This is a genomic window from Mycobacterium sp., from assembly GCF_019247635.1.
Lineage (GTDB): Bacteria > Actinomycetota > Actinomycetes > Mycobacteriales > Mycobacteriaceae > Mycobacterium.
In genome coordinates this window covers 1-14,974 of the sequence record NZ_JAFBAR010000094.1, presented here as the reverse complement: position 1 = coordinate 14,974, position 14,974 = coordinate 1, and the positions used below count along the sequence as shown (strand labels likewise).

General features: G+C 66.4%; 18 protein-coding genes and 2 pseudogenes. 10 read left to right on the top strand and 10 right to left on the bottom strand.

Annotation, left to right across the window (positions count from 1 at the left end; all coding sequences use genetic code 11):
- The 5 genes and pseudogenes from JO236_RS15740 to JO236_RS15720 form a co-directional block, all read left to right on the top strand.
- On the top strand, nucleotides 1–427 hold a 427-nt coding region (locus tag JO236_RS15740), incomplete at its 5' end, for a response regulator transcription factor (RefSeq protein ID WP_293332016.1).
- A gap of 76 nt (nucleotides 428–503) precedes the next feature.
- Nucleotides 504–758: a CopG family transcriptional regulator gene (locus JO236_RS15735; protein WP_293332013.1), complete on the top strand. Its 255-nt coding sequence runs from the start codon at nucleotides 504–506 to the stop codon at nucleotides 756–758.
- Nucleotides 755–1,189, top strand: coding sequence for a type II toxin-antitoxin system VapC family toxin (locus JO236_RS15730; RefSeq protein WP_293332010.1), 435 nt, complete (start codon nucleotides 755–757; stop codon nucleotides 1,187–1,189). Before JO236_RS15735 ends, JO236_RS15730 begins: the two co-directional genes overlap by 4 nt.
- Nucleotides 1,190–1,502: 313 nt before the next feature.
- A pseudogene (locus tag JO236_RS15725) lies at nucleotides 1,503–1,652 on the top strand (SDR family mycofactocin-dependent oxidoreductase); the annotation flags it as partial.
- An 11-nt stretch (nucleotides 1,653–1,663) separates the two neighbouring features.
- Nucleotides 1,664–2,866 carry a cytochrome P450 gene (locus JO236_RS15720; protein ID WP_293332008.1) on the top strand — a complete coding sequence of 401 codons (1,203 nt, stop codon included), beginning with the start codon at nucleotides 1,664–1,666 and terminating at the stop codon, nucleotides 2,864–2,866.
- Here JO236_RS15720 and JO236_RS15715 read toward each other — a convergent pair.
- Nucleotides 2,846–3,466: a TetR/AcrR family transcriptional regulator gene (locus tag JO236_RS15715; RefSeq protein ID WP_293332004.1), complete on the bottom strand. Its 621-nt coding sequence runs from the start codon at nucleotides 3,464–3,466 to the stop codon at nucleotides 2,846–2,848. The genes JO236_RS15720 and JO236_RS15715 overlap by 21 nt on opposite strands.
- A 252-nt stretch (nucleotides 3,467–3,718) precedes the next feature.
- Here JO236_RS15715 and JO236_RS15710 point away from each other — a divergent pair, with 252 nt between their 5' ends.
- Complete coding sequence (locus JO236_RS15710) at nucleotides 3,719–4,105, top strand: PPOX class F420-dependent oxidoreductase (protein ID WP_293332001.1); 387 nt, start codon at nucleotides 3,719–3,721, stop codon at nucleotides 4,103–4,105.
- Between the two features lie 41 nt (nucleotides 4,106–4,146).
- Complete coding sequence (locus JO236_RS15705) at nucleotides 4,147–4,557, top strand: hypothetical protein (RefSeq protein WP_293331998.1); 411 nt, start codon at nucleotides 4,147–4,149, stop codon at nucleotides 4,555–4,557.
- Here JO236_RS15705 and JO236_RS15700 read toward each other — a convergent pair.
- The 3 genes from JO236_RS15700 to JO236_RS15690 all read right to left on the bottom strand — a co-directional run bounded on the left by JO236_RS15700 (nucleotide 4,529) and on the right by JO236_RS15690 (nucleotide 6,616).
- The gene (locus JO236_RS15700; RefSeq protein ID WP_293331995.1) at nucleotides 4,529–5,515 is read right to left on the bottom strand and encodes an SDR family NAD(P)-dependent oxidoreductase; all 987 of its coding nucleotides are present in this window, start codon (nucleotides 5,513–5,515) and stop codon (nucleotides 4,529–4,531) included. The genes JO236_RS15705 and JO236_RS15700 overlap by 29 nt on opposite strands.
- A 33-nt stretch (nucleotides 5,516–5,548) precedes the next feature.
- Complete coding sequence (locus JO236_RS15695) at nucleotides 5,549–6,271, bottom strand: cutinase family protein (RefSeq protein WP_416362259.1); 723 nt, start codon at nucleotides 6,269–6,271, stop codon at nucleotides 5,549–5,551.
- A gap of 171 nt (nucleotides 6,272–6,442) precedes the next feature.
- Nucleotides 6,443–6,616 (bottom strand): CsbD family protein, encoded by a 174-nt coding sequence (locus tag JO236_RS15690; RefSeq protein ID WP_293331992.1) that lies wholly within the window; start codon nucleotides 6,614–6,616, stop codon nucleotides 6,443–6,445.
- A 147-nt stretch (nucleotides 6,617–6,763) separates the two neighbouring features.
- Here JO236_RS15690 and JO236_RS15685 point away from each other — a divergent pair, with 147 nt between their 5' ends.
- The gene (locus tag JO236_RS15685) at nucleotides 6,764–6,895 is read left to right on the top strand and encodes a hypothetical protein (protein WP_293332022.1); all 132 of its coding nucleotides are present in this window, start codon (nucleotides 6,764–6,766) and stop codon (nucleotides 6,893–6,895) included.
- A gap of 17 nt (nucleotides 6,896–6,912) precedes the next feature.
- Here JO236_RS15685 and JO236_RS15680 read toward each other — a convergent pair whose 3' ends face one another.
- Nucleotides 6,913–7,098: a CsbD family protein gene (locus tag JO236_RS15680; protein ID WP_293331989.1), complete on the bottom strand. Its 186-nt coding sequence runs from the start codon at nucleotides 7,096–7,098 to the stop codon at nucleotides 6,913–6,915.
- 94 nt (nucleotides 7,099–7,192) lie between these two features.
- Between JO236_RS15680 and JO236_RS15675 the strand changes: the two genes are divergently transcribed.
- Complete coding sequence (locus JO236_RS15675) at nucleotides 7,193–8,470, top strand: serine hydrolase domain-containing protein (RefSeq protein WP_293331985.1); 1,278 nt, start codon at nucleotides 7,193–7,195, stop codon at nucleotides 8,468–8,470.
- Here the strand turns inward: JO236_RS15675 and JO236_RS15670 are convergent.
- Genes JO236_RS15670 through JO236_RS15660 form a run of 3 tightly spaced genes read right to left on the bottom strand, consistent with a single transcriptional unit; the run spans nucleotide 8,467 to nucleotide 12,023 of the window.
- Nucleotides 8,467–9,522: a dihydrodipicolinate reductase gene (locus tag JO236_RS15670; protein WP_293331982.1), complete on the bottom strand. Its 1,056-nt coding sequence runs from the start codon at nucleotides 9,520–9,522 to the stop codon at nucleotides 8,467–8,469. The two genes, JO236_RS15675 and JO236_RS15670, sit on opposite strands and share 4 nt — an antisense overlap.
- Nucleotides 9,523–9,552: 30 nt before the next feature.
- Nucleotides 9,553–10,707, bottom strand: coding sequence for a hypothetical protein (locus tag JO236_RS15665; protein WP_293331979.1), 1,155 nt, complete (start codon nucleotides 10,705–10,707; stop codon nucleotides 9,553–9,555).
- Nucleotides 10,704–12,023: a hypothetical protein gene (locus tag JO236_RS15660; RefSeq protein WP_293331976.1), complete on the bottom strand. Its 1,320-nt coding sequence runs from the start codon at nucleotides 12,021–12,023 to the stop codon at nucleotides 10,704–10,706. The genes JO236_RS15665 and JO236_RS15660 overlap by 4 nt, the downstream gene beginning before the upstream one ends.
- A gap of 152 nt (nucleotides 12,024–12,175) precedes the next feature.
- Between JO236_RS15660 and JO236_RS15655 the strand changes: the two genes are divergently transcribed.
- Nucleotides 12,176–12,526 (top strand): hypothetical protein, encoded by a 351-nt coding sequence (locus JO236_RS15655; RefSeq protein ID WP_416362260.1) that lies wholly within the window; start codon nucleotides 12,176–12,178, stop codon nucleotides 12,524–12,526.
- 1 nt (nucleotide 12,527) lies between these two features.
- Here the strand turns inward: JO236_RS15655 and JO236_RS15650 are convergent, their stop codons facing one another.
- Nucleotides 12,528–13,880: a CHAT domain-containing protein gene (locus JO236_RS15650; protein ID WP_293331971.1), complete on the bottom strand. Its 1,353-nt coding sequence runs from the start codon at nucleotides 13,878–13,880 to the stop codon at nucleotides 12,528–12,530.
- A pseudogene (locus tag JO236_RS15645) lies at nucleotides 13,877–14,974 on the bottom strand (hypothetical protein); the annotation flags it as partial. The gene JO236_RS15650 and the pseudogene JO236_RS15645, both read right to left, overlap by 4 nt.

Genomic DNA, 14,974 nt, shown 5'->3' with positions numbered 1-14,974 from the left:
ACTTGGCGCCGCGCACGCCATGCGACAGCGTACGGGCGCGGCGAGGTTCAAGGTTTGGGACGCCGCCTATGACTCCTCGGCGACAGCATTGCGAGATATCCTCAGCGAGATTGATTTTGACACCGCCTTCGCCGAGGGCGCGGCGATGTCCACCGAGGAGGCGATCGCCTACGCGCAGCGCGGCCGCGGCCGACGCAAACGACCGGCCAGCGGCTGGGAGTCGCTCACCCCGACCGAGCGCGACGTGGTGCGACTGGTCAGCGAGGGGCTTGCCAACAATGACATCGCCGCAAGGCTTTTCGTCTCACCCCGCACCGTGCAAACCCACCTCACCCACGTCTACACCAAGCTCGGCCTGAGCTCCCGCGTGCAACTTGTACAGGAAGCCGCACGCCACGCCAAAACCCCCTATGCGGGCCGGCGGTGAGCAGCTGCTGCAGTGGCGGATGTCGCGAGCCAGGCGCCACAACTCGCATGGAACCCAGACATTAGCATGCTAATGTATGAGCATGCCACTCGAGCATCGACTCCAGATCCTGCTCGACGCCGAGCGTCATCGCCGCATCACATCGCTAGCGCGCGAGCGTGGTGTCTCGGTCGCCGCGGTCGTGCGTGAGGCCATCGACCGCGGCCTCGCGAGCCCCGGCGATCGCCGAAAGTCAGCGGGCAGGCGCCTCCTGGACGCTCCCGACATGCCGGTTCCCGAGCCGCGGGAGCTCAAAAAGGAACTCGAGGAGCTGCGGGCACGCCGCGGATGATCGTGCTCGACACGACCGTGCTCGTATACGCCAAGGGTGTCGAGCATCCGCTACGCCAGCCCTGCCGCGATCTCATCGCGGCGATCGCCGAGGAGCGCATCGAGGCGACGACCACGGCCGAGGTCATCCAGGAGTTTGTCCACGTCCGTGCCCGTCGGCGTGAGCGCAGCGACGCGGCCGCGTTGGGCCGCGACTATGTGGAGCTGCTCTCGCCGCTGCTGATGATTACTGGCGAAAATCTCCGACGCGGGCTGGCGCTGTTCCAGACGACGCCCCGACTCGGGGCCTTCGGCGCCGTGCTCGCGGCGACCGCCGCGAAGGCGGGCGCGAGCGCTCTCGTCTCGGCTGACACGGCCTTCGCCGACCTATCGGACATCGCGTACGTCATTCCCGACGCGGCCGGGATCGCCACTCTGTTCGACTCGTCCTGACGACGCCGTTTGGCCTAAACGGCACGTCGCCTGAACGCCACATCGGCGTGATTCGGCGCGAGGCCCGAAACTAGAGCGCCCCGGCGGCGTTTGGCACCCCTGTAGCCAACCGTGGGGTCAATTCGAGAACCTGGCCGGGTTTCCCGAGCTTGACGTTGACTGTTACAGCCCTGGGTCCACCGCTCTTGACGGGTTCACCACTGTGCTGCTAGACATGGCCAGCGTCAATAATTTGGGCGATCGCCCAATCATCGCGGTGGAGGGTGCCATGGGCCGGATGGACGGCAAGGTCGCGTTCGTGACCGGGGCAGGCGCCCCGGTGTGCCAGAGCTTTCACGTCCTGGCGATCCCATGGGTGACCCCCGAAGACATCAGCAGCGCCGGCCTGTTCCTGGCACCGGACGAAGCGCGTTACGTTACCGGCGTGGCACTGCCCATCGACGCCGGCAGCTGCCTGAAATGAGGGAGATGTCAATGACCGTCGCTAACGACACGGACGTCTACTACGACCCGTACGACACCGGCATCATCGCCGACCCGTATCCGGTTTACGCGCGGTTGCGCGAGGAGGCGCCGATCTACTATAACGAGCGCTACGATTTCTGGGCGCTGTCAAGGCATTCCGATGTCGAACAGGCGCTGGCGAACTGGGAAACCTTCTCCAGCCGCCGCAGCGACATCCTGGAACTGATCCAGTCGAAGTTCGACATGCCCGGCGGCGTCATGATGTTCCAGGATCCACCCGAGCACTCGATATTGCGCGGGCTGATGTCGCGGGTGTTCACGCCGCGCAGGATGGCCGCGATTGAGGACCAGATCCGGCAGTACTGCGTGCGGTGCCTGGATCCCCATGTCGGGTCCGGCGGATTCGACATCATCGCGGAACTGGCATCGATGATGCCCATGCGCGTGATCGGCATGTTGTTGGGAATTCCTGAGTCCGAACAGATCTCGGTGCGCGACGCGAACGACGCCAACCTGCGTACCAAGCCCGGGGCGCCGCTGAAAGTCGCCGACGCCGACTCCATCGCAGACGGCCGAATCTACGCCGATTATGTCGAATGGCGATCCAAGAACCCGTCCGACGATCTGATGACGACGCTGCTCAACGTCGAGTTCGACGACGAGCGCGGGGTGCACCGGAAACTGGCCCGCAAAGAGGTGTTGCACTACACCCAGGTGGTGGCCGGTGCCGGCAACGAGACGACGGGCCGGTTGATCGGTTGGCTGGCCAAGGTGCTCGCCGAACACCCCGACCAGCGTCGCGAGATTCACCAGGATCGGTCTTTGCTGAACCGTACCGTCGACGAGACCTTGCGATTCGAACCGACCGGACCGCACGTGGCCCGTTGGACGGCAAAGGATTTCGAATGTTACGGAACCACGGTCGCGGCCGGCAGTGCCGTGCTGTTGTTGTTTGGTGCCGCCAACCGCGACCACCGTCGGTATAGGGATCCGGACGTGTTCGACATCCATCGCGACAACATCTCGCACATCACCTTCGGGAAGGGCGTGCACTACTGCTTGGGCGCCAACCTGGCTCGCCTTGAGGGCCGCGTCGCGCTGGACGAGATGCTCAACCGCTGGCCCGAATGGGACATCGATTACGACACAGCGCAATTGGCGCCGACATCCACCGTTCGCGGCTGGGAACGGCTACGCATCGTGTTGCCCTGAGGTACGCCGCGTCTTCGGGCTCGGCATTTCGAAGCGGTCGAGGAATCGATTCACCAGCGCGACGGCCTCGTCATGGCCACCGGTGGTACCCAGCCGGTCCTCCAGGATCAGGGTGCGGCCGATCGAGACGATGATGACGGCCAGGGCCGCGGGCGGGAATTCGATTGGGTCGAGGTCGTGTTCGCGGACGATGGAGTTCAGGGCCGTGATCTGCGCCTCGCGCCACCGCTCCGACCACACCGCGATCTCGGCCCGGATCTCCTTGCGGTGGTTGGCAAGCCCCATGAATTCCAACAGCAGCCTGGTGTCCTTCGGCTCGGTGAGTGTGTCCCAGAACGCGTGCAATGGCCGCGGGGAGCCCAATGCCTGTTGCTGACGCTCCAGGTACGCCGCGGCGCCGCGGCGGAAAACGGCCAGATACAACTCGTCCATGGTGGGGAAGTAGTAGTGCACCAGCGCCGGTTTCACGCCCGCTGCGGCCGCCACCCGGCGCGACGTGGCCGCGGCGTACCCCTCCTCGACCATGATCTGACTGGTTGCGGCCACCAACGAGTCGCGCGTGGTGGAGTCGCGCGCCTTTGCGCGTTCAGTTGCGGCCATGGTTGTTTGGTCTTATCACACCGCCGGTTCGGCGAACATCGAATAAGGCGCCGGAATCCCGGATGCGGTTCTGCTTGAACACGTTGGCGAGGGCATCAAGAGTGACCGCAGCACTCGTCAGACGTCGCGCCGTAGTACGAGTTGCGTTGCGCTGCAAGCTTGCCCGTTCGACGGAGTGACCGCCACGTTTGAAAAATCGCCAGCCTGGGCATGTAACCCGTCAAACCCTGCCAACCGGAAGAGAAGCAAAGCGTGGCTCTCAGCTTCAACGACGTCATCAAGTCCAAGTATCTGCGATTGACGACTTTCACCAAGGATGGCCGGCCGAAGCCGACCCCAATCTGGGGGGTGCCCGATGGCGGCAAGCTCCTCATCATCACCGACGACGGGTCGTGGAAGGTCAAACGCATCATCAACACACCCAGGGTGACGATCGCCCGCAGCGCGGCGCTGGGCAAGCCCAAGAGCGAACCGGTCGAGGCCGTTGCCCGGGTGTTGCCGAAGTCGGAGACCCGGCGGGTTTACAACGCCGTCCTGAAGCGGTACTGGTACCACGCCTGGTGGTTCTACGCGCACTCGGTCGTGCGCGGGGGCATCGACAAGGTCCACGTCGGCCTCGAGATCGAACCTGCCGCTTAGGGAGCCTTCTCAGCCGCCTGTGCCGCGGTTAGTGTTGGCCAATGCCACAGGAGCCCACCCGCATATCGCCGATCTTGGCGCTTGTGGCGGCGGCCCGCGTCGCGGTGGGGGCCGCCATGCTTTTGGCGCCGGGCAGGTTCTTCAGGCCGGAATCGGGCACCGAGACGCTGTTGATGCAGACGATCGGGATTCGCGATCTGGTGATCGGGTCGGGTACGTGTGCCGCCGCGCTGCGCGGTGACAAAGAGCTGCGGCGCTGGGCGACTTTCGGATTGCTCAGCGACAGCGCCGATCTCGTGCTCGGGCTACGCAGCAGGCCCCTCGTTGGCACCAAAAGCGCGATGATCGCGGCCCTGGCGCCGGTGCCCTTCGTGGGTGCCGGCTTGCTCGGCCTGGGTCGGCGGTCGACAGAGCTGAACGGGGTTAGGAGGCCGCCGCGCGCAGTGCCGTGACCGTGTCGGCCAGGGTGGCGTGCAGATCCCGATAGGTGATGCCGAGTTCGCGCTCGCTCGGCGAGTCATCGGATGCTGGCATCTGCGTGTAGTACTGCATGCCCGCCGAGGTGAACGGGGTATCGAACGGCAGGTATGGACCCACTTGGTCCAGCACCACGCCCGCGGCACGAATCACCGTGTCGGGCACCGGAACCGCGAGCATCGCCGTGGCACCGACCTCGCCGAGCATGCTCGCCAGTTCGGTCACCGGAACGCGGCGGCCACCCGCCATATAGCGGCGCGGCCCGCGCCCGGGCTCCAACAGCGCCACGTGCAGTGCGGCCAGATCGCGAACGTCGACGACCAACCATGCCGCGCCCCGGCCGGGAATGAAATGCATACTCAACGCGGCCTTGACGCCTTCACCGGCCTCACCGAACTGGTCGCCGACCGGCGGCCCCAGCACCATGCCGGGATAGGTGATGTTCACCGGCGCCCCCGCGTCCTGCAGTCCGCGCGCATAGATTTCGACCTGGGCCTTCGACTGGCCGTACCCGTCGGTTCCGCCGACCACCGGCAGGTCCGCCGTCAGCGTCTCCAATTTGGGATGGAACAGCGCGGTGAAGCTCGATACGTGAACGATCGGATCCATTCCGAGTTCGACGGCCTGGCCCAGCACGTTTTGGGCGCCGGACATGTTTGTGCTGAGCATCCGGGGAGTCTCACGCGGGTCGGTTGCCACCAGTGCGGCGCTGTGCACGACGGCGTCACACCCCTGCAGCGCCTCCCGGATCGAGTAGCGGTCCGAGATGTCTCCGACGGCAAAATCCGAGACGTCGACCCCCAGTTGCGCGACGGACGTCTTGAGCCGCTCCGGGTTTCGGACCAGGAACCGGACGGAGTGTCCCGCTTCGGCGATGGCCCTTGCGGTCCAGCCGCCCACGAACCCGGTACCGCCCGTGACAAGAACACGCATGGTGCGATGCTATGGCTAATTTGCCGGCTCGTGTTACAGATGGCTTACCGCGAAATCCGCGGCCTGGCCGACCATCCCGTTCACCGAGTACGAGACGTGTGCGACAGGGTCATTGCCCTGACCGCAGATCGAGTCGCCCTGCGCGCACAGCTCGAGGGTCTTGGGTTGGTACAACGGGCCGATGGTAATCAGCGGCGCGCCGTACTGCTGCAGGAATTGTGGGGAAGGCGTCCCGAACAAGATGACCGCGGCGACATGGTTCGCGATCTCTGGTGCCAGCGGCGCAGGAACCGCGGAAGCGGGTACGCCCGCCGGGACGGCGGCCGAGGTGACGTAACCCGCCAGGGCCGCGCCTTGCGAGTATCCACCGAGCACCTCCCGCGTCTTGGGACAGTTGGTCGCCATGGACTGGATGTGCGAACCCGCGTCACGAATGCCGTCGATCACCGTCTTGGGGAAATCGGGGTTGGAGAAGTCGGTGCTGGCGGGGTAGTTGACCGGATACACGCTGAGCGACCTGGTGCCGATCTCCCCACGCAGCGCATCGACGAAGGATTGGCCGATCCCACCGACGCCGGCAGGCTCACCGGAGCCGCGCGCGAATACGACGTCGACGTCGGGGCACGGGTCGGCTGACGCCGCCGGAATCCGGGGGCTCGCGAAGACGGGTATGCCCGCCAGCGCCACCGCGCCCACAACTACGGCAAACCGCCGTGCCCGTGCGGCATTCGCCGCCACCCAACCGCGTCGCATCATGCCGACCCCTCACTCGTTCGATACCGATAGAGCTATGGGGTAGCCAGAAACCGGCTTCTCAATCGCGTGGGTCTGGCTGACGGCTGTGCACGCCGCCTAGGATTTGTCCGACAATAGACCAGCAGGCTTGCCGCCCTCATCGGCAAACCTGCTGGTCAAAACTCGCCGGGCCTACTTCTTGAAGGCGTCCTTCACCTTCTCGCCGGCGTCTTTCAAACTCGACTTGGCCTGGTCAGCGCGGCCCTCATTCTTGGTGTCGTGGTCCTTGGTCGCCTTGCCGACGGCCTCCTTGGCCTTGCCGCCCAGGTCTTCGATCTTGTTCTTGGCTTTGTCCGTGGCGCTCATCTGTTCTGCTCCCTCTTTGGGTCGCTGGGTGGGGTCCTGCCTGGCTACCCGCTAACGAGCGCCTCCGAAACCCTTATTCGCGACGTTCGAGCCTGCCCCGCAGCGTGGAAACTGGCGGATTGCACGCGAGGTGTCACTATGGACTGCATGAGCACCGCGGTTGTGGTGGCGGTCGTGGCGGTGCTGATGCTCCTGGGCCTCAGCATGGTCATCAATCAGCTTCTTCGGCTGAAGACGTGGCTGAACAAACCGCCCGGGAGTGACCACTCGGAGCAGTGAGCGCCCGCGGTTGCGACTTACGCTCGCGGCCCGGCGATCCCGTTGCCGCGCCGGTGAGTCAAGTCCTTCAGGTTCGCCTTGGCCTGGTCCAACTTGCCTCCGTATTGGGTGCGCCTGTTGCCGGTGATCCTGCCTACGGTCTCCCTGGCCTTGCCGCTCCAGTACTGGGCCTTGTTGCGCAGTCTGCTGTTTTTGCCGGTCATGGTTGGCCGGATACCCGACGGCGGGTGCCCGCCAAACCGCAGGTGCTACCCTGCCTCCCGTGATGGCAGCGCGGCCACGAGAAGCTTCTTCGCCGTGACAACTCTTTTGGTAACCGGCGACGGCTTGCCGCGCGGCACGGCCGGCGCGGCCGACCCGCATTTCGCCAACGCGATAAAGGTGTTCGCCCAGCTGTTTCCGGGGCGTCGTTTTGGCGGGGGAGCCCTGTCCGTCTACATCGAGGGCCGGCCCGTCGTCGACGTCTGGACGGGATGGAAGGACCGGGCCGGTAGCGAACCGTGGACGGCGGACACCGGTGCGATGGTGTTTTCGGCGACCAAGGGAATCGCGTCGACGGTTGTTCACCGGCTTGCCGATCAGGGCCTGGTGTCCTATGACGCGGCCGTCGCCGACTATTGGCCCGAATTCGCCGCCAACGGCAAGGCCGACATCACCGTCAACGACGTCATGCGGCACCGGTCTGGACTGTCGCACCTCAAAGGCGTCACCAAGACCGAGTTGATGGATCACCTGTTGATGGAGGAACGGCTTGCCGCCGCGGCGCCGGACCACACGCGAGGCGTCCAGGCGTATCACGCCCTGACCTACGGCTGGCTGCTGTCGGGTCTTGCCCGCGCGGTGACCGGCAAAGGCATGCGGGAGCTGGTTCGCCAGGAAGTCGCCCGTCCGCTCAACACCGACGGCATCCATCTGGGCCGGCCTGCAGCGGGCGCCCCGACCGAGGTGGCGCAGATCCTGGCGCCGCAGTCCAAGTTGCCGAACCCGATTTTCAACTTCATCGCGCCCAGGGTCGCCGGCCTGCCGTTCTCCGGCGGCTTCGGTGCGATGTACTTTCCTGGCGTCAAATCCCTTGTGCAAGGCGACATTCCATTTCTGGACGGTGAAGTCCCCGGTGCCAACGGAGTGGTGACCGGCCGTGGTCTGGCCAAGATGTACGGCGTGTTGGCCAACGATGGCCGCATCGACGGCAAGAAGTACCTGTCCGAGGACTTGACGCGCGGCCTGACGGGCGATCCCCGACGGAAGTGGCCCGACGCAAACATGGTGGTGCCCATGCCATTTCACCTCGGCTATCACGAATCGCCCGTCCCGGGCCTGCTCCGCGGGTTTGGCCACGTTGGACTCGGTGGGACGTTAGGCTGGGCCGACCCCGAGACCGCCAGCTCTTTCGGCTTCGTGCACAACCGGCTGCTCACGCCGATACTGTTCGACATGGGCTCCTTCGCGGGGCTGGCCCGCCCGCTGCGCAACGCCATCGAGGCCGCGCGGCACACGGGATTCGTCGAAGTCCCTGCGCTCGGTGCGACCTACGCCAGACCCGCGCGACGAGCCGCGGCAGCGGGCCGGCGTTAGACCCTCGCGTTTCCGCGGGGGAGCGTCAGCGGGAGGTCGGTGTAGGTGGCGATGCCGGGAGCGGCGGCCACGACGGCGGGGATCGCATTGATAACCGGCATCGCCGTCATGATGTGGCCGAGGTCCATGAATTCCTCGATCGTGGTGGCCTCGAAGTACGGGGGCGGCAGGAATCCGACCTTGGTTGTCACCGTCGGCTGCCCGTCGACCTGAACGACCCAGCCATCCTGCTCGATCTTCCAGTCGGGCTCCAGGGTCTGTCCCTTGCGCCACCGGACGTTGAGGTCGATCAGGATCTTGTCGCCGACGAGGCCCTGCCAGCTGATGTACACCCCCGCGACACATCCCGCGGGGATCGTCCAGGACGCCATTTCGAGGTCGGCGGTGGTCTGGGCGAACTCGGCCACGCAGCGCACCTCGTCGAGTTCGACACCGAGCGCATCGCCCACCAGCCGGACGGCCTCGCCGAAGATGGCAGTTCCTTTGGCCGCCATCGCCTGCAGGTCCGGGTGGTCGATCGGCTGACCGAAGCCGACCGGCTTCTCGGTGTCCGGGGAGTCGTAGAACGTGGTGTCGGCGGCCTCGTTGACGGTGATCTTGTCGACGCGGTTGCAGACCATGGCCGACACGATGGCCAGCAGTTCGGCGAAGCCGGGGCTGACACCGGACCCGAAGATCGTGGAGCCACCCGTCTGGCAGGCGTGCAGGATCCGGTCGCGTCCGGCGCCCAGGTTGCCTCCGGTGATGAACGACGCCGTCGTCACCACGTTGACGCCCCCAGACAGGATGCGCACCAATTCGTCGACGTCGATCCACATCGGGTTGTAGACCACACAGTCCGGCTTCAGGGCGAGCAGTGCCTCCACGTCGTTGGTGGCCGCGACCCCCAGCGGTGCCATGCCCACCAGCTCCCCGGCATCGCGGCCGACCTTTTCCTGGGACCAGGCATAGCACCCCACCAGTTCGAGGGTGGGGTTGGCGGCGATCGACTTCAGCGAGCTCTTGCCGACGTTCCCGGTGTTCCATTGCACGACGCGATAGGTGTTTGGCACTCGCTCAGCATAGGGGAACGGATCGGGTGGTCAGTAGGTCGATTCGCTCGCCAGAATCTCGGCCAGGTATGCGTCGTCTGGCGGCGAGTCCAGCCGCGCCCGCACCCAGCGGCGGACCCGCTCCCTCGTCTCGGATGATTCCGTCGCCCCCGAGATCGGAGCGCCGACGATCACCGACGTCGCCGCCCAATCATGGTTCCAGGCAGCCGATTCCGTCAGCGGCAGGTGTTCCGCGCCGAAAAGTGGGAGGCTCGCGCGGCCGTCGGCTTCCAGCATGCCGTCCCCGGTCACTGTCCCGGCGAGCACCCGGAGCTCGACGCCGGTGGCGGGGTCGGGTCCAATGACCGCTGCGCGCACCACCGCGACCGGCGTGGTGCCGTCGACCCGGACGCTCCAGTCCACGGTGTTCTCGCTGGCATCGAATATCCGCGGTGGAACCGCACTCCAGTTGAGCGACGCGACGCCGCTGACGATCGCGGCCGCATCCGATGGCGTTCCGTCCGAGCCCGCGGCCAGCGCGTAGTCGTCCTGGCGTGGGCTCGGCACTGAGCCGAGTGCGCTCGAATCATCAACCGCGGCAAACAATTCCGGCCACTCCGGACCGTCTATTTCGATCTCGTCGGCCAGCCCGGCACCGACCCGTACCAGGTCGCGGATGCGTGCGTCGTCGGTGCCCACGCGCGTGAGCAGGGCCGCCGCGTGCGGCGCCAGCAGCTCGGCCACGTCCGAGTCCAGGGTGTCGTCGGTGAAGAAGCACTGTGCGCCGAACGTCAGCAGCGCGACTTCGACGTCGAGAAGGGCACGGTCGAGGGCGGCGATCCCGTCGCGCTGACTGGCCGGCCACCAGCGCCGTAGCCAATGACCAATCGCGAGTCTACGGAGCGGATTGATCGATCCCGGCAGGATTTCCACCCCGTGAAGATCCAGGCGTTCGAGACTCTGCGGTTGCCCTGCCCGGTCCACGGCCGACACCAGCATGACGTGTCCGGCCTCACCGACGATGCGCCAAAGCCAGTCGGCGCGCGATAAATCGGTGAAGCTGATCTGGGTGGCGGTCTCGGTGGGCGGGTCGTCGATCGTCCAGGAAAACACCGCACCGCTGACCTCCAGCACCGCGGTGAGTGGGCCTAGAGGCTCGGCACGGGGCCCGGCGCTCCAAAGACCGGATTCGGCAACCAATCTCATCCGGCCACCTGCAATTCCAGCATTGTCTTGATCCGCTGGCGGTGGTCCAGGCTCACCGACCGGGCGACGCCCTCGAGCAGGGACCGCACGTCGTCGACGTCGTCACAGGGCTCCTGCCAGACGTCGCGGCCGTGCAGGCGCGCCCACAGCCGGCTCAGGTATGGCTGCGCGTAGGCGGTGAGTTCGTCGACGACCTGGCGTTGCCGCGGATGGATGGGCCCGCCCTCGGCGAGGTAGCGCCGGGCGTGCAGAACGTAGGCCTCCTTGCGCAACCGGGCCTGAATCTGGGCCGCCAACGCGTAACGGCTGGCCACCGATCGGTCCAATGGCGCTAATTCGACGGCGATCTCGATACCGGCCACCAGTGTGGCCTGTTTGTCCTCGCCCAACAGCCCCCAGGGCGCGCAGACCCGGTCGACTTCCTCGGCGCACAACAACGGGATGTCGGGCAACGCGTCACGGTCCAGTGCGCGCCGCAGCGTGGCGCGCACCCGGTCCCCGACACTGCGATCCAACGGGCGATCGCTGTCAGTGCCGCCGCGTACTTTCGGTTGTCTTTGCGGTGCAACTGAACTCAAGCCGATGTCGACGATCGACCAGGGCAGATCAACATCGTCGACGTGGGCCAGGGCGCCCAGGTTGTACGGGGTTGCATCAGCGATCACAGCTGACCAGACCCGCTGCCGCGCGGCCGCCACCCCATGGCTGTTGGCCGGCCCCAGCACGGTGGCAAGCTCCGCCAGGAACGGGCCGGTAATTGTTTCGCCGGGCTGCACGTCACGCCAACTGACGTCGAGTTGGTCGGCAAGTGCGGCAACAGTTTCGGGATCCGCCAGGTAGGCGTGCAGCACCTCGATCGCGGTGCGGTCGCGGCCCTGGTGGATATCGTGCAGCACCGCGGCGGCGGTCTCACTATCTTGCGGCGCAGGTGCGCCTTTCGTCACCGCGAGCTCGAAGCAAACCGGGAAGTACAACTCCTGGGCGTTTCCGCTACGAATCCGCTGCCGGCGCCGCTCCATCTTGAGCATCTCGAACCAGGCTGCGGCCGAACGTAACTGGGGAGCGCCGCCCACGATCAGTTCGTGCATTGCGGCTGCCGTCTCCGGCGCGACGACGGGAGCCGAGTACTGCGGGTTCGCGCGCAAGCGCAGCACCAACGGGTCGAGGATGCGCTTGACCGTGCGGGTCAGGGGGCCGCCGTCGTTGCTGCTGAGCACCTCGACGCCGGCGCCGATCGCGCGCCAGGCCTGGTCGATGACCGCCCGGCGTGGCAGACCCACCACGACGTCAGTCGTCACCTGCGAGCCCGCGCTCATTTGCACAGGATAGGGGCATCTCGAAAATTGGAACATCCCAGAAGTTGGGTTCGGTAGCACCCCGGCACCTCGACACTTGGGCGATGAACACGCCGACGCTGCTGGTGGGAACCGCCGAGATCGCGCTGATTGCAACCGCCGTGCTGTATCTCGTGTTGGGTGAGTGGTGGACGGCGTTTGTCCGTCTCGGGGGTGCCGCGGCGTCCACGCTCGTCGGGTGGTTGACCTCCGCCGCACGCCGGAAGAATCCAGACGACCGCACCGTCGGGCTCGGCACGGTACGCAGCGTCGGATCCGGCGAGCACCAGATCTTCGTAGAGGTGGTGGCCGTGTCCGGAGAGACGTTCATCGGCAAACTGGCGCGCAGCGACTCAGACCCGGACATCTCGAGGCTGCGGCCCGGTCTCGTTGTGCTGGTAGCGTTCGATCCGGCTGCACGCGAACAGCTTTCGCTGCCCGACGACGTGCTCGCGGTCCGCGCCCAGTGGTTGGCCGCCGTGTGAGTCACCGCGCGCCGTCCACGGCGAAACTGACCACGGCGCCCCAGTAGAGCGGGCTGGCCGTGATGTCGCCGGAACGCCAGCGTCGCATCCGCGCGCGTTGCCAACGGTTCACCGCACACCCTGCTTCCGGGTCTTCATGGGCGCGATCGACTCCGACGACCACATCGGCCATCGGATCGGTCGTATCTCCCTGAGCCGCAGCGAATTGCCGATACGCGGCGGTGGTGGGTAACGACCACAAGGTGGCCGTCACCAGCTGCGCGCCGCCCAGGATCATCGCCGCCACCAGACCGGTCGCCTCGTCGAATTGATAGTCACCACCGGATGCGCACGCCAGCAACGCAACCCGTGGCGGCATCGGCAGCCGCAGCGACATCAGATCCGAAGCGGTCAACGGGCGGTGATCGCCGATGGCGTCGGCATCACCGCGACGCTGTGCCGCACAGGCCAGGTGCAACGCCGCCCGGTCTGCGCGACCGTCGGCCGAACTCGCGTGTCCGACGTAGAGAAGCCGACTCGGGTGATGGCTCAGCAGGTCGGCCAACCACTTGCGGTCGGCGTCCTGGCGGCGGAACAGCTCGACGGCCGAATCGACTCGCGGCAGCACCGGCCGGCTTCGCATTACCTGGCCGAAGTGTTGCGCCAGCGGTGTCTGTGCCGACGGCCGGCCCAGCACCGACCCCAGTGCGGCATCGGGACGCTGTCCCGGCACCCGCGGGTCGAGTATCAGTAGCGGTGGAGCGTCCCGCCGGGTTGCCCATTGGGCCGCCGTTCGTGGCGCGTGCACGATGTTCTGCGGCACCGCCAGTAGCACGTCGACCAACTCCATCAGCCGATAGCCGTCGGTTCGCTCACTGATATCGACCAGCTGCCACGGGATCTGAGCGGGCACCGTGCCTTTGAATGTGGTGGCCTGCGCCCGGGCGCGCACCAGTTCTTCCGCGCTTGGTCCCGATTTCGGCACCGCCAGTAGTCCCCACGGGACCCGGGCGAGACGGGCGGTGGGGGAGACGAACAGCACCGCACGCGGCGCCGCGATGCATTCTGCCAGCAACTGCCAAGCCGGTGTGGCGATCAGGAGCACGCCCAAAATGTAGGCGGCGTTCAGTTCGGTGCCCGGCGCGGCGAAGGGCCCCCGGGTGAACGCCCGCTCGATCGCGCCGTGTCGACTCTCCGACTCGCGCGGTTCGGGCAGCGCGTCAGCCAGTTCCTGAAGTGCCGCAAGCAGAATCGGTTCTTCCACCACCCAGGTGATCGTCCTGGACGGCTGCCCGACCACCCGCAGACTGGCATACGTGGCGACCCCGACGTCGGCGAATCGTAGGACGAAGGTCAGCCGGTCGGGATCGGTCATGGCCAGGTCGACCAGGCCGGTTCGGCCGCGGTGACGTCACGGCCGTACCGTTGTAGGGCCAGCGCGCGGTAGTGACTCATGATGGGTGGGGCATCCGGTTGCATCTGCAGCGGGGGCAAAGGGCCGAGCCGGGTCAGCGCACCCCCGGTGCGCAAGGTTGGTCCCATGGCTGCGAGCGCGACTTCAGGCTCGATGATGACCGGCGTGGTGGCGGTCGTGGCCCATTCGCCGAAGTCACGTCGCGCCGGCTCGGCACTGAAAGTTCCTCGCGCGCCGTGATATTCCACGAGCTCACTGACGAGCTCCGTGTTGTCCCATTCCCAGGCGACGGCGAAGGCGCTGGCCAGGATGGGTGCCGAAACATTGCTTGCCCAGCGCGACCTCGCGTCGGCGTCGGCGATCGAATAACGCACCGAGTCGACCGCCAGCGCTGCCGGCACCTTGAGCTCGGCGGCCTGCTCGAGCTTCGGCATCGCACGCCGGTACTGCGGACTGCCGACTTCGGCACGGGTCACGCCGAGCGACTTGATCTGCCGCGCTTCGGTTTCCCGCCACGTTTCTGCGGGGTTACCCGCTCCGTCGAATCCGAGGTCCGACAGCGCGTCCGCGCGCCAGACCGTCCCTAGGTGGTTGTCTAACTGTGCGTACTGCAGCCAACTGCTGCGCGGCGACGAGTCGAGCCACTCCCGCGCCTGCGCGATCAGCTCGACCGCTTCGCCAAAGCGACCCCGGAAAATAGATATCCAGCTGCGCTGCAGGAGGATTCGGTGAATGTGAAGCGGCTTTTCCAACTCCCGCCAATGCCGCTCGGCGTGTTCCCAGCATTGGTCCGCGGATTCCAGCCCGCCAGCCGCCAATCGGGTGAGGCCTAAGAACAACCAGCAGCGCGAGACGTCGTGAGCCCGGGCGTGTCGAGCGATGACGGGGTACGCCTCGGAGACCAATTGCTCCGTTGCCCAGCGATCACCCGCCGACCAGCACGCCGCGGCCCGCTCTAGTTGTGTTCTGGCGCTGGCCAGTTCCCATCCGTTCGCCTGCGCCCTGGCTCCGGCGCGACGCAGCCAGGGCTCGGCCTCGGTCAGCCGGCCCGTCTC